Origin of the sequence: Coleofasciculus sp. E1-EBD-02, from assembly GCF_040218245.1 — a bacterium.
In the GTDB taxonomy this organism is placed as follows: domain Bacteria; phylum Cyanobacteriota; class Cyanobacteriia; order Cyanobacteriales; family Coleofasciculaceae; genus Coleofasciculus.
The window spans coordinates 1-19560 of the sequence record NZ_JAVJQN010000239.1 but is presented as its reverse complement, the minus strand read 5'-3'; the positions used below and the strand labels follow the sequence as shown (position 1 = coordinate 19560).

Sequence of the window (19560 nt, the reverse complement as noted above, 5' to 3'; positions counted from 1 at the left end):
CAAGACAAGGAAGACAGGTAGACCAGTAGACAAGGAAGAGTGAGAACGAAAAATAGGGCGTTTCGGCTTTTAGAAGTTAGTTTGACCGAACCGAATTCTGTACGGTTTTCCCCCCTTGTCTTCTTTCCTTCCTTGTCCTCCAAGTCTAGTCCCAACCATAAAATAAAAAACCTACACCTGTCAGGCTCCCCCAGCTCCCCCAGCTCCCCCAGCTCCCCCAGCTCCCTCTGCTCCCCCAGCTCCCTCTGCTCCCTCTGCTCCCTCTGCTCCACATCATCCCTCAAATCCTAGCACTGGGACATAAATCAGCCAGTACGCAAGCGTTGCACTTCGGCTTCTTCGCCTGACAAATTGCCCGACCATGGTAAATTAACCGAATTGACCAGTTTTCCCAGTCTTCCAAAGGCAACAGTCGCATTAAATCACGTTCGATACGAATTGGGTCACTATGTTCCGTCAAACCCAGACGCTGAGTCAAGCGCTTGACATGAGTATCCACCGTCACTCCCTCGTGGATATCAAAGGCATTGGCTAGCACAACATTGGCAGTTTTGCGAGCTACACCCGGTAATTTCATCAGCAGTTCGATACGTCTCGGAATCTGACCGCCAAACTCGGCGACGATCATCCGACAAGCCCCTTGAATATTTTTCGCCTTATTGCGATAGAATCCAGTCGGACGCACCAAGGCTTCTAGCACCTCAATATCCGCCTGCGCGATCGCCCTAGCATTAGGGAATTGGCGAAACAACTCCGGTGTCACCTGATTCACTCGTTCATCCGTACATTGGGCTGAGAGAATCGTCGCCACCAGCAACTGTACAGGAGTGTCATAGTTGAGCGTACAGTGAGCATCCGGATAAAGTCGCTTCAGGCGAAGCAAAATCTCCAATGCCTGTTGCTGTTTAGCTGACCATTTACGGGTGATGCTCATGAACAATTTAGGGAAGCAGGGGAAGCAGGGGGAGCAGGGGGAGCAGAGGGAGCAGGGGGAGCAGAGGGAGCAGGGGGAGCAGAGGGAGCAGAGGGAGCAGGGGGAGCAGGGGGAGCAGGGGGAGCAGAGGGAGCAGGGGGAGCAGAGGGAGCAGGGGAAGATGGGGAAGATGGGGAAGTTAAGTTAACTCAAAACTCTACCTTACCTATTGCCTATTGCCTATTGCCTATTCCCTGTTCCCCGTTCCCTGTTCCCTGTTCCCTAACATCATTGAAACAAATTTTGCACCCAACTAGAGGGAACCAAATTTGCCGTATCTCGCACAATCAGGAAAAGTCCTAACCCCAACAGTAAAACCAATCCCGTTTGCATGATATTTTGCTGAACTTCCGTCGGGATGGGTTTTCCGCGAATTCCCTCGATCGCTAAAAATGCCAGTTGACCCCCATCCAGCGCGGGTAAGGGCAAGATATTAATAATCGCCAAATTGATGCTAATCAACGCCGCAAACTGAAATAGATTTCCCGCATCAGAACGGGCAATATTCGCGCCAATTGCCACAATCGCTACCGGACCGGATACTTGTTCAGCCGTTTCACCAAAATTGCTAATCAGTTGACCAAAACCCTTGGCAATTTCAGTACTCAGGCGCTGATATTCGTCAGCCGCAATCGTAAACATCTCGACAAGTCCGTCAGCGTACTTGCGGACTATTTCACCATTGGGTGCCAGTTGTACGCCAATTCTACCTTTGCCATCGTCTCCGGGTTCTGGCGTCACGTCCAGGGACAAGGTTTGTTCACCCCGCTTAATCGACAGTTCTAGGGGTTGGTTGGGAGAGTTTTGAATTTCGGTCATCAGGGTAATGATCGCATTCCGACTGGCGCCCAAGGGTTGATCCTCAACCGCTAAGATAACATCACCGGGTTTAATCCCGGCTTGTTTCGCTACTAAGCTACTTTCTGCGGCAATTTCTGGAACCTGTACTCCCGGCTGGTAATTGAAGTCAGTAATTCCCACCGTTCCCACCTGTACTACCAAAAGAAAGTAAGCAAAGATCAGGTTGGCTATGACCCCAGCACTAATTACAATCGCTCGGTCTAAAACGGGTCGATTGCGGAGTAAATTTGGGTCATCCGGAGGGATCTCGCTATCGGGATCATCATCGGGGAAACCCACAAATCCGCCCAAGGGGAAAGCGCGTATCGCATATTCCGTATCGGGTCCTTGGTATTTCCAAAGAACTGGACCAAAACCAAGAGAAAAGCGATTTGCATAAATGCCCTGCAAACGAGCTGCCATAAAGTGACCCAGCTCATGCACCACAATCAAAACCGCCAAGACTGCGATCGCCGCCAAAATTGACATAAGAAGTAATGTAACGATTGCTTGCGTCCTTTCTATTGTACGTTGCCGCTTTCAATACTTGGGAAGATGACCACTGGTTCGTAAGGTTACGCCCTGCGGTAAAAGAAAAGGTGATGTAGAGACGTAGCATGCTACGTCTCTACATCACCTCCCGTCCCCCCATATAGGGGTGTAGAACCTCTGGTATTTTCACTGTACCGTTAGGTTGCTGATAATTCTCTAAAATTGCCGACAGGGTGCGCCCAATGGCTAATCCCGATCCATTCAAGGTATGGACAAACTGAGTTCCTTTTTTGCCCGTTTCCTTAAAGCGTAGACTACCGCGTCGTGCTTGGAAATCACCGCAATTGGAACAACTCGAAATTTCACGGTATTTTCCCGAAGAAGGAAGCCACACTTCTAAGTCATAGCATTTTGTGGCAGAGAATCCTAGATCTCCAGTACAGAGTTCAATAACACGGTAAGGGAGTTTTAACGCCTCTAAAATGGCAGCAGCATCTTCCACCAGCTTTTCATGTTCAGCTTCCGAGGTACTCGGATGAACAATTTTAACCAATTCAACTTTATTAAACTGGTGCAGTCGAATCAACCCTTTGGTATCTCGCCCGTAGCTACCCGCTTCTCGGCGAAAGCAGGGTGTATAGGCGCAGTGATAAATAGGGAGTTGGGAGGCGTCTAGAATTTCGTCACGGTAAAGATTCGTTAAGGGGACTTCTGCTGTGGGCGAAAGCCATAGATCATCGCTATCACACTTAAAGCTTTCTTCGGCAAATTTGGGCAGTTGACCCGTCGCTGTTAATGAGCGGCTGTTAATCAGTATCGGTGGGATTACTTCCACATAGCCTGCGGCAATTTGTCGATCTAGCATAAAACTAATCAACGCCCGCTCTAAGGCAGCACCGACACCGATTAGACTGACAAAACGACTTTGGGCGACTTTCACCGCCCGCTCAAAATTGAGAATACCGAGGGTTTCGCCAATTTCCCAATGGGGTAAAATCTTGTCATTCTGGGGAATATACTCGTCACCCCAACGGCGCACCTCCACATTTTCCGCTTCACTCTGACCAACGGGAGTTGAGGGACTGGGTAGATTGGGTAGGGAGAGTAATAGCGCCTCAATTTCTGCTTTCAGTTCTTTTTCTTGAGGTTCTAGTTCGCTAATTTGGGTTTTAACCTGATTACCTTCCTCGCGCAGTTGTTGGGTTTCTGGCGCGTCAGGGGGACTCCCGGCTTTAATTTTTTGACCGATGAGTTTACCAATCTCATTACTACGGGCTTGCAGGCGACTACGGGATGTCTCTAGTTCCCGTTGGCGCTGATTCAAGTCCAAAATGGGCTGGAGGTCATACTGACCCGCCCCGCGTTTTTCTAGGCGTTCTTGGACGCTTTGTGGATTTTCTCGGATTTGCTTTAGGTCAAGCACAGATTTTTATGGATACTGGGCAAAAAGGACGAAGGACGAAGGACGAATGACGAAGAACGAATGACAAATGACGAATGACAAATGACAAATGACAAATCACCGATTAATGCGATTGAACAGCCAAATGGCAATGGCGATACCCGCAAAATGAGCTGTAATGGTGTTGATATTCGCCTGTACCAAGAATAAATCTAAGGGTCGCACGAATCGGTTGGCTTCGTACACCGTCAAGCCAGAGGGTTGGGAAATCGAGCGGATCACAATGCTGCCGATGATGGCTTGAGCACCCACAATCGTCAATAACATGCCCGCCATATTGACGATTAATCCTAGCCTAATGGTTTTAAGGGTATCGGCTTTGCTGGGTCGTGTTTCTGTATTACCAACGAGTAACTGTTGGGAAATGCGAGTATAGCGCCATGCGATGTAGACACCCACACCTAATGTGACTAACCCACAAATAGCTAAAAATATACCAAACCCAACACCTTGTTTCTCTTCTGTCGGTCCAATGGTACGACCAGCGATTCCGGTGAGCAAGATCCCCAGCGACACAACTCCGAGGACTAATTGTACCCACAAAGCAATTCTACCAAAAGTACGCAGCACCAAGGCGATGCGCTGGAGGGGGGTGGGTAGTGAGGACGTATCGGGCAATTCTCGCATTGGGACTCGAATCCGTGAGTGACACCTATTTCATATTTAACCAGGAGAACTAGAAAACTGTTGTTTGTGCAAGCGAAACGCTAACTCCGACGAATCTTTGCCACTCATTATAAATTTTCATAATTCATCATTTATATTTCATAATCTTTAGCTTATTCCTCGGTGAACTTTTAATGGGGGTTATGCGTCTGTTAGGTCAGGTATAAAGCGAAAGCCAAGCTTTAGCCCTACGGTGGGAACCTCATCGTCTTGTCAGCTCATGGAGGAAGCGTATGGAACCGAATTGGAGACAACGTTTATCCTACGCCATCTGTGCCATCGCTTTAGTCTGGAGTTTGTCGTTGTACAAAAATCAGGTCAGCACGAATCCCCTATCTGCAGCTCAAGAACACTGGCAGGCGATCGCAACGGCTAATCCCGATCTGTTAATCTATGGCTACAGTGATCATGCTGTTCTTAAGCGCTCCTACAATGTACCTGATGTGAATGAGACCTATCAGGGGCAATCCATCTACTCAGCTTGGCAGGACTTTTTCCGCCAGTATGATATCAAAGACTTTCAGGTACTGGAGCAACAACGGCGCGATCGCACGGTTAAAGCTCAAATTCAGATCACCGCCAAATCTGATCAGGGACTGATGGTGGTTTGGTCAATGTCTTACCAGGCTGACTTCGATCAAACAGGTAAGATTATTAAAGAAGTTTGGCAGACGAATCCAGAACTGGGTGTTTAACTAACGTTTTCCAGACCCCTCCGGAAATAGGGTAGCATCTCCAAGTCGTGACCAATAGACGGTCTGAAACCCCCTTAGGGAAAACGTTAAGGAATTGAAAACAAAATATTGCGGACTATTGCTCAATAAGCTAGTAGAAATTATTAATGCTAGCAATGCGATCACGCACTCAGGTTGCACACTAAGGGGACGATTTTCCCTGGATCTGGACTTGGAAGCCTCGATTCTTTTGGAAAAATACTCCATGACTTAGCTAAAATTGATGGAGATTATTCAGTGCTGTTGCATCTGCCGTAACCAAACTAACGAGTGCATTAGACGACCTCAATACTTTGAGGTTATAAAGTACCAGAGGAATGAGCAAGTCGAGATTGCTCATTGCTGATCGATACATTGCACCAAACTTTTTCAGGGTGTTGAAACCATGGTTAGTTTTAGGAAAACTGTCCCATGCAAATCTGACTCACTGGGATATTCAGCGGACTATGCAGATGAAATTTGAGGATATCTATCAGTTTTTTCAAGACCCTCCTCCCAACTATCTCAACAAGGAATTAGCCGTATGTTATGTGTTGTCTGTCCTCATAGAAGGGGAATCCTATGGCACTCACTTGATCCAACAACTCGAACACGAATACCCAACCTATCGACTGTCTGATACAGTTCTTTACAGCGCCCTCAAGTTTCTGGAAGAAGCTGGGGCAATCACTGGGTATTGGAAAAAAGTGGAAGGACGAGGACGCCCCCGTCGTATGTATCAGATCTCTGGTGATTGGCGGGATAAAGCCCGCGAACTAGCAGGGTTTTGGCGTAGGTATATTACTCAGGAGAAACAAGCAATATAGCACATTTCGGCAGAATTACACCATCAGTAACAATCTTTCCCCAACTCAAGGCGAGGTGCAAACACGGGTTGGTGGGGTGAACTGATGGTCAGTTTCTGCCGTCATGTACGGGTTCTTCGGCTAAATGAGTTATTATTGTCAACGACAGGGGAGCTGTTGAGTCTCTTACGGCTCAACTGTTGAATCATGTCGGTTCACCCCAGTAAAGTGGTAAGCCAAGGATACCTGTTGTTGGTCAATATCTGTGAGTACACCAATTCTGTCTTCCACATTCCTGCTGACTTTGTTGTTAGCAGTAGGTTTGTTCTTTTTCATCCGTGCTTCGGTTAAAGACCGAACTCAAAAAGTTCAACTCATTGCCCAAGAACCCGAAGCCTCCCTCTTAGAACGGTTGCAGAACTATTTTGATCAAAGGGCATATCGGGTAGCTGCGGTTGACCCAGCCACAGGTCAAGTGACATTTCAGGGTTTTGTCCGACCTAGTTGGTTTCTGGCTATCTTTTTAACTGCACTCGCTGCCTGTGGTATTCTTTGCCTATCATTGGTTCTATCCATACTGTACCCAAATCTATCCCAGGTTTTCCTGGGGCTAGTTTTACTTGCTCCTGTGGCTGGCATTTTTTACTGGAAAGGTGCGGGACGCGATGAACAGGTGTTTCTAAAAGTTGAACCTTTGCCGAATCCACAAACGGATATGCAAAGCTTAGTTACTGTTATCGCCCATCGCGATGAACTTGCCCAACTTCAGCAAGCCTTGAAACTTCAACCCTCTCCGGAGGCGGGGGATTAAGGGAAGCTGAGGAAGCTGGGGAAGCTGGGGGAGCTGGGGAAGCTGGGGGAGCTGGGGGAGCTGGGGAAGATAAGGGAGATGGGGAACACCTCGACTTCGCTCGGTGTGTCAGATGAGTAAGTTAACTCAAAACTCTACCTTACCTATTTACTGCCTATTGCCTATTGCCTATTGCCTATTGCCTATTCCTTGACGAATGACGAATGACGAATGACAAATGACCAATCACTTCAATCGTCCTGACTTGAGGATGCTGACAATTAACCACAACCCTAAAAAACTGGCAACACCGAATAGGATATTACTCAATAGTGAAAGCTGACTCGTTTGCGCTCCGGTGGAGATAATTGCTGCCCCCATAATCAAGGAACCCACCAAAATACTAAATGAAAGCCGATTGGCTGAATCATCTAGACTGCGGCGCAGAGGGTCAATATCCCGAACTGTAATATTCCACTTTAAAGTTTCTGACGTTATCCGGTCAAGCAGTAACTCCATCTGACGGGGAGATTGTAGCGAGAGACTTTTGACATCCAGAGCGGTTCGGAGAAAGGTTTGCAAGGGATTTGAACCCAAAAGCTGACGCCGAAATAAATCGGTCATCAGGGGTTTGATTTCGTCGAGGAGATTCACCTCTGGATTAAAAGTACGAGCCACCCCTTCCAAGTTGGCGAGACACTTGGAATATAATCCCATATTGCTGGGTAAACGGACTCGGTTATTTCGGGCAAGTTCTAGGATTTCATAAAAGATCTCACTGAAGTTGATTTGTGAGATGCTGAGGTTGTAGTATTTTCTCAACATGCGATCGTAGTCATTTTCCAACCGCGATAAGATAATAGGTTGACCTGACTCAGAGAGTTGCAGGGTTAACTGGGCGCAGCGTTGAGCATCTAAATCAACGATCGCGAGTAACATTTCAGTTAAAATCTGTTGAGTGCGTGGGTCTAAGCGTCCAACCATGCCGCAGTCTAAAAGCGCCACGCGACCATCCTGGAGATAGAATAAGTTGCCCGGATGAGGATCAGCATGGAAAAAACCATCCACATAGAGTTGCTGAAAAAAGGCACGAAATAAAAGCGTAGTAATTGCTTTGCGCTGTTCCTTCTCAGTTTTGCTATCCTCGCCATTTTGCTCGGCAGAAAACTGGGCGTCTAGAATGGGTTTACCCTCTAACCATTCCATCACCATCAGTTTCTCCGTGGTCAACTCCCAATAAATAGCAGGAACCACGATTTGTGTTGGGTCAAACCAGCGACTTCTGGAAAGATTGCGCCGCAATTGGTCAGTATAGCTGGCTTCTTGGGTAAAATCGAGTTCGGCTTGTAGAGCGCTGGTAAACTCATCAGCTAATGCCACGACATCATAGTCTTGTCCAAACTCAGTGCGCGAGACTAAATCTGCCAAGCCTTTAATTATCGCAATATCCTGAGGAACAACCTTATCAATCCCTGGACGCTGAACTTTCAGCGCAACATCCTGACCATTTTTTAGGGTAGCTCGATGGGTTTGGGCAATAGAACCAGCAGCCACAGATCGAGGATCTATCTTAGCAAAGGTTTCTTCTAGCGGCTTTCGCAGTTGTTTTCGCAGTAATATTTCAACCTCACTCCATGGCACAGGTGGCACCTTAGCTTGGAGTTCTGAGAGAGCGTCAATGTAATCGGCAGGTAACAAATCAGGACGAGTACTCAGCAGTTGTCCTAGCTTCACATAAACGGGTCCCAATTCCGTTAGTACGTTCCGCAGTACTTCTGGGGGAGGCAATTGCGGTTCGTCAGCCTTACTACCTGTCAGCAGTCTTCGCATGTACTCCCAACCATTGCGGAAGACGACTTCTAGAATTTCGCGTTGTCGAGAGTTGCTTTGAGTTAAGGAGAACATAGTTTATACTGATGGGCTTGGAACAGAGGTTAGTCTAGGAGTCAGGTCAGTGGTACTCTAATCCCTCAACTGAAGGATACTGTATTTAATATAAGAAATAATTTAATCATTGCAGGAGTTTCCCTATCTGGCAATCCGTCTACTGGATTAAGTTGGGAATAGTAGGTTGGGTAGAGCGTAAGCGTTACCCAACAAAATCTTCTATGAGTTGGGTTTTTTTCTCAGATTTCAATTGACGTGCATTTTATCGGTTTCTCAACTTAGAGAGTCGTTTTCAGCTTAATGAGATATACTTAAAGACTGCATAGCCAACCTGATATAGATGCCAGTTGATTGTCATTCGTTAAGTTAGCCGCATTTGTCAGGGTTCCTTCCTCTAGCTGATGCCAAATTTCGCCTGCCATTTTATTTTCAATCGCGGCTCCAATAAAGAAGGTATGCGGTTTTAGTCCATGGGTCATAAATGCTTGATTGATGCGCTGTAGTGCTGAACGAGCTGTCTTCCAATGTTCATCAGCACCCGCCGGATCAATACCTCCTTTGAGTTCTCCAAGAGCCAGGTAAACAGTCGGAAGCTTGTACGTTGCTTTAGCCAGTTTTTTTGTTGCCAACTCTTGGGGACTACAGTTTAATAGGCATAAATCTACATTGTTTTTAATAAAAGGTACGGTCAAGTTATAAAGAGTCCTGTTTTGCTCATTATTTTTCCAGCTTAGCCCTTTTAAGTGCAATTCAATATCTGAGTCTTCATTCGTCATTTGCACCCACCGATTCATGCTTGAATGCAGCCATTGATAAGATTTACCTGCAACTGTCAAAGTAGATAGCAACATTCGTGTTAACTTACGTTGTGCTAAGACTCCACCCACATTTCGCATTGAACCGCCTAGGGTATCTCCTCGTATGAGCAGAAATCGAAAAACTAATTCTTCAACAAAATTTGAGCCTGCTGGCTCAAGAAAATTTTCAATCAATCCCCGAATCGCTGCTATTTTATTCTGCGGAGCTAGATACTTTGCTGCTTTATCTGAAACACCTGCTGCTGTTAATAATGCTGGTTGTATCTCCTCAATATCCACTAATTCCATAGGGATTTGGGTTCTAGATGCAGCCGCTTTCAAAACTCTTGCTTGCTCAACAAATGGTGTAGCACGTCTATTCTTCTCTAAAGCTAACGCGACAAAACCAGCTCTTATTGCTGTATAAGGAGTCACTAAGTCATCCCTGGCATTCAAATGCTGATAATAGGGCTTATCCGCTGCCATTAGCCTTTTCTCCACACATAAATACACTTACGCAATGGTTCTCGTCCATGAGCGCCCATTTGTTGACTACTATTACCTTTACCATTGGGTAACACGAGGATAGTTTCCACAAAAAAGCCCAATTTTTCGGCTAAGTCTGAAAGAATAAGATCTACGGAAATACTCGCTCCCGCATAGCGAACATTATCATTTACCATGATTAAGGGAGCATTAGATTTTAAAACTCGCGAACATTCAGCGAATGTACAAGCCATTTCATAAAAGTAGCCGCGAACCATACGCGGAATTCCTTTGTTATTTAAACTTCCCTGTGCGTTCTGAGCATCTAAATAGTGAAGAATAGCTTGTAATAATTCCTGTTGATCCGCCGCCGCGATCGCGGATTTCCAGTGAGGGTTTATCTGAAGTAAATCTTTGGGGCGATTTTCCACAGTACAACTTAGCATTTGTTGCCTTAAGTTGACTAATTCTTGCTGATTGATTCCCAACAATGCTAATTCTAAGGCATAGGTTCTGGTATAATCGTAGCGATTACAATAGGGCGGTGATGTGACAATGGCATGGTAGGAACTATCGGCTAAGGTTGGCATTAAATCTAGACACGAACCCTTATCAAGCTTAATCTCACCTCGTTCCTGTTCTACCGAAAAAAGTTCAAGCTGTTCATGCTGAGGCTGCAAGTCAGCCACAATCTGATCGAGTTTACGGCAAATTGCTTCAGCAAAACTGGGAATTTTTCCTTTAGTAAAAGCCTTCTTTCCGGCTTTCCGGTTTGAGCGATAATCCCAGCGCAAATATTGACCATCTTTGCGCGTATAACTCACTGATTCTAAAATACAAAGTAAGGCAAATCGTAAAATAGCCTGAACTCGTTTATTCTCACCTTGCCATGCGCTCATGTATTGTTCAATTGCGTTTTGAGTTGCTTCCGGATAAGCCCCTTTAGTAATTCGTAGTTCGGGAAGAGAACAAATATTCTTAACGTTTTCCCAAGGTCGTGTCGTTGACCAATGGGTTAAAATAGCGATATCATCAGTGGTAATTTCTGAGGCTAATAGTTTCCGAATTGTAATGATTTCTTGACCAATTGGCAGTAATTCAATACCTTGGGCATTGATACCCATTTCACTCGCGACAAATAGGGCTGTACCACTCCCAGCGAATGGATCTAATATTGTACCGTTAGTAATCCCATAACGCTGCAATAGATAGTCCACTAAAGCAGCAGAAAACGCTTCTTTATATTTGTACCAACGATATATGGCGCGAGTTTTATTGGCTTGATAACTAACCAATGAGCGATTAAGCTGATCATCGACAATTAACTTGCCATCGAAGTGTTTTACTAATTCCGAGTCTAGGTGTTCAATTTCACCTAAGCTGGGTTGAACTGATACCATTTATACTAGGGGGTGGACATAATTCAAGTTAACGGTTGATATTAGGGAACAGGGAACAGGGAACGGGGAACAGGGAACAGTAAGGATTTGAGGGCGATTTACAAAACTTAATACAGTACCGTTTTCTTTTTCTTTTGTCCGACTACTTATGCACGGGTAAGCAGATTTTAATGTAGTGGTGTAGCACATCTAATTTGATAGATTAATATCCAGCCACTGTAGGGGCGCACAGACGTGCGCCCGATTCAATCGTCACATCTAATCCACAATTTTATCTAAGCTGTCACGCATTTAAATTGGGAATGGGTAGCGAGCAAGATGCTCGCACTACGGCCAGGATTTTGTCATTATTGACATTAAGGTTTAAATGCAAAACAGCTTATGCCACGCCAGTAATTAATTTAGCTGACTAATTCTTTTGGTCTCACTTCAGCAGAAAGCTTGGCTTTTTCAGCTAAATACTCTGCTAATTGCGCTTCAATATTATTCCGGACAATTTGACGGTACTCCAGAAAATGCTCCAGATGAGCGCAATTGACGATATAACGCTCAAAGATGCGGGGATTTTTCCGTAAAATTGAGAATAATTGACGCCAAAATTGGAACCGAGTGTAACGCTTGACTCCCTGTCGCCACATAATAATTAATAGCGCCCGCAGAGTTGTCCAGTCGGGTATCTTGAATTTACGCTTGTGCGGCGTGGGTTGCATCTGGAGGAAATGGCGATGCACTCGCCCCAAATAGCGGTGGGGTTCGTACAGTTCCCAGAAACAACTGACATATTCACGAGCCAGTTCTTCGACAGGACGAGTAGGGATAAAATTAATTAGGGTTCCTTGGTGAATATTGGCTTCCTTATCTTCTTCTAACAGACGCTCCTCTCGCTTAAGTCGATGCCATAATGCCGTATTGGGTAACGCCTGAAGCATACTCACCATGGCTTGAGGAATCGCTGTGGCTTCTACAAACTGGATAATGCGATCGCCTGCTCCGGGTTTTTCCCCATCAAAGCCAATAATAAACCCTGCCATCACCCGCAGTCCAGTCTTATTTATCGTTTGTACGGCTTCCATCAGAGAGTTGCGAGTATTCTGGAATTTTTGAGTCATGGATAAACTCTCTGTATCCGGTGTTTCAATTCCCAAAAACACACCCGTAAAGTTAGCCGCTATCATTAAATCCAGCAATTCCTGATCCTGTGCCAAATCGACGGAAGCTTCTGTGCTTAAGCGGAACGGATAGCCGCGTTCTGCCATCCAAGGACCCATTTCTCGCAGTAATAGCTTGACATTACGCTTATTGCCAATAAAATTATCATCCACTAGGAAAATCGAACGCCGCCACCCCAAGTCATAGAGTCGTTGTAATTCGGCGAGTAGTTGTTCTGGGCTTTTCGTGCGCGGCTTGCGCCCATACAGGACAATAATGTCACAAAACTCACACTGAAACGGACAGCCTCTAGAAAACTGTACCGACATATCACTGTAGTCGCTTAAATTCAGTAAGTCATAGCGAGGAATTGGGGTGTGGGAAACATCCGGCTTTTCTCCATCAGAACGGAATACACCAGAGGTTTCTCCGCGTTCCAGCGCTTCGACAAACTTGGGTAAGGTAATTTCCCCCTCATCCAAAATTAGAAAATCGACCCCAGCTTGTAATGCTGTCTCGGGTACAGAGGTAAAATAGGGACCTCCGGCTGCAACTGTCTTCCCACGCCGCTTGGCTTCCCGAATGATATGCAGTAAATCCGGTTTCTGCACAATCATCCCGGAGATAATAACTAAATCTGCCCAATCCCAATCGGCTTGAGTTTCTGATCTCGCATTCCGGTCTACTAGGCGAAATTCCCACGTCTGAGGCAATATCGCTGCTACAGTAATCATACCCAAAGGTGGCAGAGTTACCTTACGTCCTACCAGTTCGATGGCTTTGTCAAAGGACCAGAACGATTTGGGAAACTGGGGATAGAGGAGTAAAACGCGCATGGTAATTTAGGTAGTGGGCAATGGGAATCCGGGAATTCTCCTGGGTAGGGTCTTCCAATTCCTAATTCCCCATAGTATACGCCTTGGTGAGCGATCGCGATTCTTCTGATGGGGGGAATTTTTCCACAATACAGTGGGGTTGCGAAAAGTCGGTGATAAAATCCCCTGTGCGATCGCACCACTAGGTTATGATTTTTGTAGCGTATGAGGCAAGTAAGGTGAAGATTGCACTATTGTCTCTTGAGGAACGTCTTCAGTCAACATTATGGTTATCTTCAGAGCTAGGGAGATTACGCTAGAAGAGGTTGAGACTATACTCGGTTTCATCCCGATGTACGATGGCAGCTTTAATGATTTCCTAACCTTAGAACCTCTCACCGACTTAGATTGGCAAGAACTGCAACAAATTAGAGCCGATTTTCTAGCGTATCTCCGGCGTGGAAAAGTCTCTGAAGGGCAAGCCAAGTTAATTTCTATCAATCCCATGCTGCGATTAGCAGGTTACAACCGCTCCCCGATTGAGTTACGAGTTGAAGAAGATATTCAGCAAATTTATATCGAAGATAAAGATACCCATATTCGGGGACGTTTTGACCTTGTGGCGGTGAATCGAAGGGTTGAAACATCGCTGGCAACTTTACTCTGGGTGCTGATTGTTGAAAGTAAGAACGTAGCTGCTTCAGAATTTTCGGGAATTGCTCAAATGTTGACCTATGCCTACCCAAGTCTGGAACAGCAGTCTTCTGTTTGGGGTTTAGTCACCAACGGCGCAACCTATCAGTTTTTCCATGTCGCTAAAGCAGAAGTGCTGACTTATCAGTATATGCCAACATTAAGTTTACTCGAGAGCGATCGCGCCATTCAGTTGCTTCAGGTACTCAAGGCTATCCGCAACTGGAATCCCTAATAAATAGGGGCTGCTGAATAAGTGTTGTGGGGGGGTAGGGAGCAGAGGAAGCTGGGGGAGCTGGGGGAGCTGGGGAAGGTGAGGGAGATGGGGAAGATGAGGAAGTTAACTCGAAATTCTACCTTACCTGTTCCCTGTTCCCTGTTCCCTGTTCCCTGTTCCCTGTTCCCTGTTCCCTGTTCCCTGTTCCCTGTTCTGTGTTTATTTCACCGCATATCCTCTAAGAATGTCTCAACTTGACCATTTGGATTCAGGACAACCCGAATTGTGGGATTCCTGTCTCCTTGAACAGGTGAAACAAACGGTTCACCGACTAAGGGAATACCAGTTTCTTGAATGTGAACTTGTGAGGCTTGTCCGAGAGGAATAATCCGTTCAATGGAACCATCTTGGTCAATAAATAACCGATACTCTAGCGCTTTTGTCACATCCTCTGGCGGTTGCCATCGCTGTTGCAAGTAGGTTCTTGCCTGGGCAACTTGGGGAATTGTGTCAAAGAGTCTACCTCTAGCGGCATCATTGGTATCACCTAATTCGGTTGACTCTATCTCCGTATCCGTTGGCAAAGAAGGACGACGGGCGGTTACTGAGGGACTACTCATCACGTCTGGGAGTTCCGGTGTAGCTGGAGTGACATCAAGAGGGGGAAATACGGGCAGAGGTGGGGGTGTCGCGGGTACTTGGGTCGAACTCCGGGACTTTGGCACATTCCCAGTCGGCGCTGGAGGGCGACTAGGCTGGGTAGGGAGTGGAGTTGACGGAGAGGCTGGTGTACTCGGTGCAGGTTGAGCCGCAGGGCGCTGGGGTGGAGGTGTGATGGCAATCTCTTGACGTTGGGGTGCGGGTGATGAACTCCGAGTCGATGGTGCTGGGGGTTTAACGGGTTTGGGGGGAGGTACTGTGGGCGCGTTGGCTAACGAGGGTGGTACTGTTGGCGTCGGAACTGGCGAAGGCGGCGAAGGTAAGGGGGATGGTGTTGGTGTGGGCAATTCTTGAGCTAGGTTGGAGGGGACTTCTTCGGCTGAATCTGAGGCTGAACTGAGGCTTGCGGTTTCCTGAGTTAATTGGGATTGATTGAACCATCTCACACCCGCCGTCGTTACTCCTACGGCTAACACGACGGCGGCGGCGGCTTTTGTCCACAGGGGTAGAACTTTGGCTTTACCCGCACGATTCAGATTGGGTAAGGCTAAAATTTCTGCGGCATAATCATCTAAAGCGGTGGCTAAGTCGAACAGTTGAAGGACACTTAAATAAACAACTGATCCAGAGTCTTCGTTTGCCAGTTGACCGAGAACTAATTCATGGGTGACTAATCCTTTGGGTTGTAGCGTAATGCCTAATGAAATTGCCCACTTTTTTAACGGTTGTAATTTTGTGGATGGTAGTTCCGACTCTTGATTGTCTTGGGGTTGATCAGAGGTAACTAATGAAATAGGAGAGGCGGTTCTTGGGGTATTAGATTCGGATTCCTCTGGATTATCTGTTTGTACAGAAGAGGTTAGATTAGTCCAGGATAAGGGTTGGGGAGAGGTGTTGAGTAAGTTTTGGACGTAGTGACTTACTGCCTCATATAAGACATCCAGTTCCGTGCGATCGCCTTTTATCGTCACTAGCTTTTCGTCAGGCTGTCGCGGATCGTCAAAATGTAACTCAAACTGTAAGTCTTTCACCACAGACTTCCCCACCCAACGCGACAGGGGTGACGTTTTTGCCACAATTTCCAGAGTACAGGTGGGTGGCGTATAGCGGCGTAGAACTGAGCTAGATAAGGGCATAGTCATTGGTCATTTGTCAAATAATTCTTGCCATGAAAGAAAGGGCGGGTTTTGCAGCCAAGCTAAGGATAACCATCAATATTATTTCCTAAACCCGCCCCTACGCAGACGCTGAACCTAATAAGGCTAACCAGAGACGCCGATGACCATGAGAATCACTGTAAAAGAGTAAATCAATGAGTAATTTGAATGCCAGTTGATTAAGTAAATCCATAGATACATTGTCTCCTTGCTCCATCCGTTCCTGATAGGTGTTAATAAATGTATCGAGATAATCGCCTAACAACGCAGTCCGATGGGGTTCACTATTTTGTTCGGTCATTTGTTCCAATAGGGTTACAGCCCGACGGATGAGTTCCTGATGCTGTTTGGCTAAATGGCAAATAATCAAAACCAGCGATCGCGCTTCTTCCACATCCAACTTTTTACGCCCTCCGGAACTTTTCCGCTGAGGGTTAGACTGACGCAGACGCCATAACCCGACGCGATCGGACACCACCGACTCTAAATTTAAGTCAGCCGCCGCTTGCAGCATTGCTTCAGAACCAATACCCGCCAGGGCTTCCAGCGCCATTAAGATTAAGTCCAACTGGGTTTTAATGTTATCCAGTTGTAGAGAGTCTGGCACTTGAGCCAAGGGCAAATCCTGCCAAGCGTGAGACGAGGTTGGCGTCTTTAGGGTAGAGCGCATAACGTTAGAGTAAGAAATTTAATCAGGCGGGTGGATGTAGTTACCAATAGAGAAACACGACTTTTAGAGTGTACCCTAAGTTTCCTTGGCGCAGAATTGAGGAGCAGAATCCCCTTTTTCCATGGCGATTGAAATCGCTGCTACACAAACTTTCGTCCGCCTGTGCGGACTTGGTTATAACGGGGGTAGCGTTCCCCGGATACGGATTGGTAACTACCTTAACAATTCCTCAATCTCCTCCGGCGTGACTAGAATCCTCATGCCCTTGGAAGGGTTGACCGCTAAGGTTGCCAGAAGTGTCCCACAGGCGAATCATTCCGTCCATACTGCCACTGACAATCCTGTTTCCATCGGGGCTAAATGCGACTGATCTGACCGGATACTCAAGCCCTTTGAAGGGTTGTTGTTTGAAGGGTTGACCGATGAGGTTACCAGAAGTGTCCCACAGGCGAATCGTCCCGTCAAAACTGCCACTGACAATCCTGTTTCCATTGGGGCTAAATGCTACTGAGATAACCAAAGACTCATGCCCTTGAAAGGGTTGACCGATAAGGTTGCCAGAAGTGTCCCACAGACGAATCGTGTTGTCATAACCGCCACTGACAATCCTGTTTCCATCGGGGCTAAATGCCACTGATAAAACCCAACCCTCATGACCTTGGAAGGGCTGACCGATGAGTTTGCCAGAAGTGTCCCACAGACGAATCGTCTTGTCACCACTGCCACTGACAATCCTGTTTCCATCGGGACTAAATGCTACTGAGAAGACCCCATCCTCATGCCCTTTGATCAGATGGGGTTCTCTAGCATCCGCCCTGGCATCCCGTAAATTTGACTGCACCTGGGGAAAAGTCTTCTCACGAACCTCCTGCCATTCTGCCTTTAGCCAGAGAGTTGTCGAGGCAACGGCTGCTGTCGTCATTATCCCCATCACCGAAACAATTACCCCGATTAACACCAGCCGATTTTTGCGTTTATATCCCCTGCTTTTCTGAATATATGCCTGTTGTAACTCCGTCGCGGCAGGCTGTTTCTTTTGCGCTTGAGTTTCCTGTAACCAAGCCTCAGCAACTGCCAATTCACTCCCCCGCAAAAGAATACTCGGATGCTCATGTTGCCGCTTCCACTTCAGCGATTTGACTAAAAACTGGGTATGCTTGTCTACATAATCCCGATGAGAGTGGAGTAAATGAATTAAGTCGGCTAAGGATTTTTCAAAGTCGTTGATTCCGTCTTGGAAATCCACCCAGTTCAGTTTACGAATTGTCGGGTGCATATTCTGATAGCTTTCGTGTAACCCCTTGGCTTTATAAGCCTGCCACTCTTCCTCTGTTCCATTGGGGTTTCTTTGCTGCCAGGTTTTCTGGCTAATTTCCCTAACGTGTAGCAGGGGAATGATGCGTTTATTCAGCTTAATGGCTAATTCGATTTCTTTACGGCAATAGGGCGAATTTACGGAATGAGGAGAGATAATGAATAGGAAGTAACTCGCTTCCTCAATCCCATCATCAATTTGATTTTGGAAATCGACGGCTAAGGGAATATCATTAAAGTCAAACCAGACCTTGAATTCTTGTTCCTCTAAACAAGCTTTAATTTTTTGGGCGAACGCTTTACTGTCTGCGCGTCCGTAAGAGATGAAAGCATCAAATAATTGGGTCATTTTTTTTGTGCCTAAATCGAGTAAATAATTAGGGTATTCTTAACAAGTCTTGTGGTGGGGAGAGGCAATAGGCAATAGTTTCACCCCCCTGTTAAGGGAAGATTCTGTCTCTCCCACGCGGGGGAGAGGGGAGCAAGAGAGTCTGGTTCCCCTTCTCCCCACGGAGGGAGAAGGGGTTAGGGGATGAGGGGGAAAGATTAGAGGAGTAAACAGACACAGCTTAAAAGCTTTCCAGTATTAGTTTTCGCTTTACAGCAGTTTTCAAGTTAGTAGACTACAGACGATGATTGCGCTTAAAAGCAAGCCGATACAATTTTGTATTCCATAAACGTGAAAAGTATGAGGCAATCTATCAAATTAAGGTGTGCCACGCTACTACGATGGTGATAATAGGGCACGGCAATGCCGTGCCCCTACCCAATCAATTATCCCTTTGGGATCAGGGTACGATACTATCGTGATCTGATCTAGCTAGGGCTTGCTGCACAAAGCCAAAACCCTTAGCTAGCAATGCTTAGAACCCTATTGACCGTTGTCCAAATACAAGGAAATCTGGTAAAATCCCTTCATATCCTTGCACCCCTGATCAGGTAGATGTACCGAAAAGTAGATTCAGTGCCTACGGAGCCAGAAAACTTTCAACTCCCCTTTGAGGAAAAGTTATCACAAAATAACCGTTGGGTAATCATGTCGAAGTTGATACCCTGGTCAGAATTTGAAGAGGAATATGCTAAGAATTTTGCGGTAGATATAGGAGCACCCGCTCTACCATTTCGGATGGCATTGGGAGCATTAATCATCAAAGAGAAATTAGGAATAAGTGATAGAGAGACAGTCGAACAGATAAAGGAAAACCCTTATCTACAATACTTTATAGGACAAAATAAGTATAGCAACGAACCCCCGTTTGAGTCATCCCTATTGGTGAAATTTAGAGAAAGAATAAAAGCGGAGCTAATCAACCAAATAAATGAAAAGATGGTGTGTGAGGCATTAAAAAAAAACGAGAATGAGTTACAGGAAGAAAACGTGGGAATAGCCAGAGAACAAAAAGAGGAGTGTGCCAATAAGGGAAAATTGCTGTCTGATGGAACGGTGGTACCATCAGATATAAAGTATCCGAATGATTTAGGGTTATTAAACCAAGCCAGAGTCGCCAGTGAAGAAATAATAGACGACCTGTATGAATCCGTCAAGGGGAAAGCCAATAAAAAACCGAAAACT

At 46.2% G+C, this 19560-nt stretch carries 17 protein-coding genes and 1 pseudogene; 6 read left to right on the top strand and 12 right to left on the bottom strand.

Annotated elements, in window-relative coordinates; genetic code table 11:
• The 5 genes and pseudogenes from RIC07_RS35415 to RIC07_RS35395 form a co-directional block, all read right to left on the bottom strand.
• A pseudogene (locus tag RIC07_RS35415) lies at positions 1–284 on the bottom strand (hypothetical protein); the annotation flags it as partial.
• A complete protein-coding gene (gene nth, locus RIC07_RS35410; protein WP_446398596.1) occupies positions 281–934 on the bottom strand; it encodes an endonuclease III in 654 nt (217 codons plus the stop codon). The pseudogene RIC07_RS35415 and the gene nth, both read right to left, overlap by 4 nt.
• 267 nt (positions 935–1201) lie before the next feature.
• Positions 1202–2302 (bottom strand): RIP metalloprotease RseP, encoded by a 1101-nt coding sequence (rseP, locus tag RIC07_RS35405; RefSeq protein ID WP_446398595.1) that lies wholly within the window; start codon positions 2300–2302, stop codon positions 1202–1204.
• A gap of 139 nt (positions 2303–2441) precedes the next feature.
• Positions 2442–3728 (bottom strand): serine--tRNA ligase, encoded by a 1287-nt coding sequence (gene serS / locus RIC07_RS35400; RefSeq protein WP_446398594.1) that lies wholly within the window; start codon positions 3726–3728, stop codon positions 2442–2444.
• A 96-nt stretch (positions 3729–3824) separates the two neighbouring features.
• Positions 3825–4394: a DUF3611 family protein gene (locus tag RIC07_RS35395; protein WP_446380341.1), complete on the bottom strand. Its 570-nt coding sequence runs from the start codon at positions 4392–4394 to the stop codon at positions 3825–3827.
• 272 nt (positions 4395–4666) lie between these two features.
• Between RIC07_RS35395 and RIC07_RS35390 the strand changes: the two genes are divergently transcribed.
• The 3 genes from RIC07_RS35390 (at position 4667) to RIC07_RS35380 (ending at position 6763) form a co-directional block, all read left to right on the top strand.
• The gene (locus tag RIC07_RS35390; protein WP_446380340.1) at positions 4667–5128 is read left to right on the top strand and encodes a hypothetical protein; all 462 of its coding nucleotides are present in this window, start codon (positions 4667–4669) and stop codon (positions 5126–5128) included.
• Positions 5129–5619: 491 nt separating this feature from the next.
• A complete protein-coding gene (locus RIC07_RS35385) occupies positions 5620–5973 on the top strand; it encodes a PadR family transcriptional regulator (protein ID WP_446349072.1) in 354 nt (117 codons plus the stop codon).
• 244 nt (positions 5974–6217) lie between these two features.
• Complete coding sequence (locus RIC07_RS35380; RefSeq protein ID WP_446398593.1) at positions 6218–6763, top strand: cofactor assembly of complex C subunit B; 546 nt, start codon at positions 6218–6220, stop codon at positions 6761–6763.
• 225 nt (positions 6764–6988) lie between these two features.
• Here RIC07_RS35380 and RIC07_RS35375 read toward each other — a convergent pair whose 3' ends face one another.
• The 4 genes from RIC07_RS35375 to RIC07_RS35360 all read right to left on the bottom strand — a co-directional run bounded on the left by RIC07_RS35375 (position 6989) and on the right by RIC07_RS35360 (position 13297).
• The gene (locus RIC07_RS35375) at positions 6989–8647 is read right to left on the bottom strand and encodes an ABC1 kinase family protein (protein ID WP_446398592.1); all 1659 of its coding nucleotides are present in this window, start codon (positions 8645–8647) and stop codon (positions 6989–6991) included.
• Between the two features lie 293 nt (positions 8648–8940).
• Positions 8941–9912 carry an AvaI/BsoBI family type II restriction endonuclease gene (locus RIC07_RS35370; protein WP_446398591.1) on the bottom strand — a complete coding sequence of 324 codons (972 nt, stop codon included), beginning with the start codon at positions 9910–9912 and terminating at the stop codon, positions 8941–8943.
• Positions 9912–11312: a DNA methyltransferase gene (locus RIC07_RS35365; protein WP_446398590.1), complete on the bottom strand. Its 1401-nt coding sequence runs from the start codon at positions 11310–11312 to the stop codon at positions 9912–9914. Before RIC07_RS35365 ends, RIC07_RS35370 begins: the two co-directional genes overlap by 1 nt.
• Positions 11313–11713: 401 nt before the next feature.
• On the bottom strand, positions 11714–13297 hold the full coding sequence (locus RIC07_RS35360; protein WP_446398589.1) for a B12-binding domain-containing radical SAM protein: 1584 nt from the start codon (positions 13295–13297) through the stop codon (positions 11714–11716).
• A 265-nt stretch (positions 13298–13562) separates the two neighbouring features.
• Here RIC07_RS35360 and RIC07_RS35355 point away from each other — a divergent pair, with 265 nt between their 5' ends.
• Together RIC07_RS35355 and RIC07_RS35350 are read left to right on the top strand one after the other, a co-directional pair.
• The gene (locus RIC07_RS35355; RefSeq protein WP_446398588.1) at positions 13563–14204 is read left to right on the top strand and encodes a restriction endonuclease subunit R; all 642 of its coding nucleotides are present in this window, start codon (positions 13563–13565) and stop codon (positions 14202–14204) included.
• A gap of 96 nt (positions 14205–14300) precedes the next feature.
• On the top strand, positions 14301–14444 hold the full coding sequence (locus tag RIC07_RS35350) for a hypothetical protein (protein WP_446398587.1): 144 nt from the start codon (positions 14301–14303) through the stop codon (positions 14442–14444).
• On the opposite strand, the gene RIC07_RS35345 is transcribed toward RIC07_RS35350, so the two are convergent.
• The 3 genes from RIC07_RS35345 to RIC07_RS35335 form a co-directional block, all read right to left on the bottom strand.
• On the bottom strand, positions 14411–15988 hold the full coding sequence (locus RIC07_RS35345; protein WP_446398586.1) for a DUF4335 domain-containing protein: 1578 nt from the start codon (positions 15986–15988) through the stop codon (positions 14411–14413). The two genes, RIC07_RS35350 and RIC07_RS35345, sit on opposite strands and share 34 nt — an antisense overlap.
• A gap of 94 nt (positions 15989–16082) precedes the next feature.
• Entirely contained in the window at positions 16083–16673 is a 591-nt protein-coding gene (locus tag RIC07_RS35340) for a DUF3038 domain-containing protein (protein ID WP_446336531.1), read from the bottom strand.
• A 229-nt stretch (positions 16674–16902) separates the two neighbouring features.
• Positions 16903–18336 carry a toll/interleukin-1 receptor domain-containing protein gene (locus tag RIC07_RS35335; protein WP_446398585.1) on the bottom strand — a complete coding sequence of 478 codons (1434 nt, stop codon included), beginning with the start codon at positions 18334–18336 and terminating at the stop codon, positions 16903–16905.
• A gap of 594 nt (positions 18337–18930) precedes the next feature.
• Between RIC07_RS35335 and RIC07_RS35330 the strand changes: the two genes are divergently transcribed.
• The coding region (locus RIC07_RS35330; protein WP_446398584.1) for a transposase at positions 18931–19560 on the top strand (630 nt) is incomplete at its 3' end.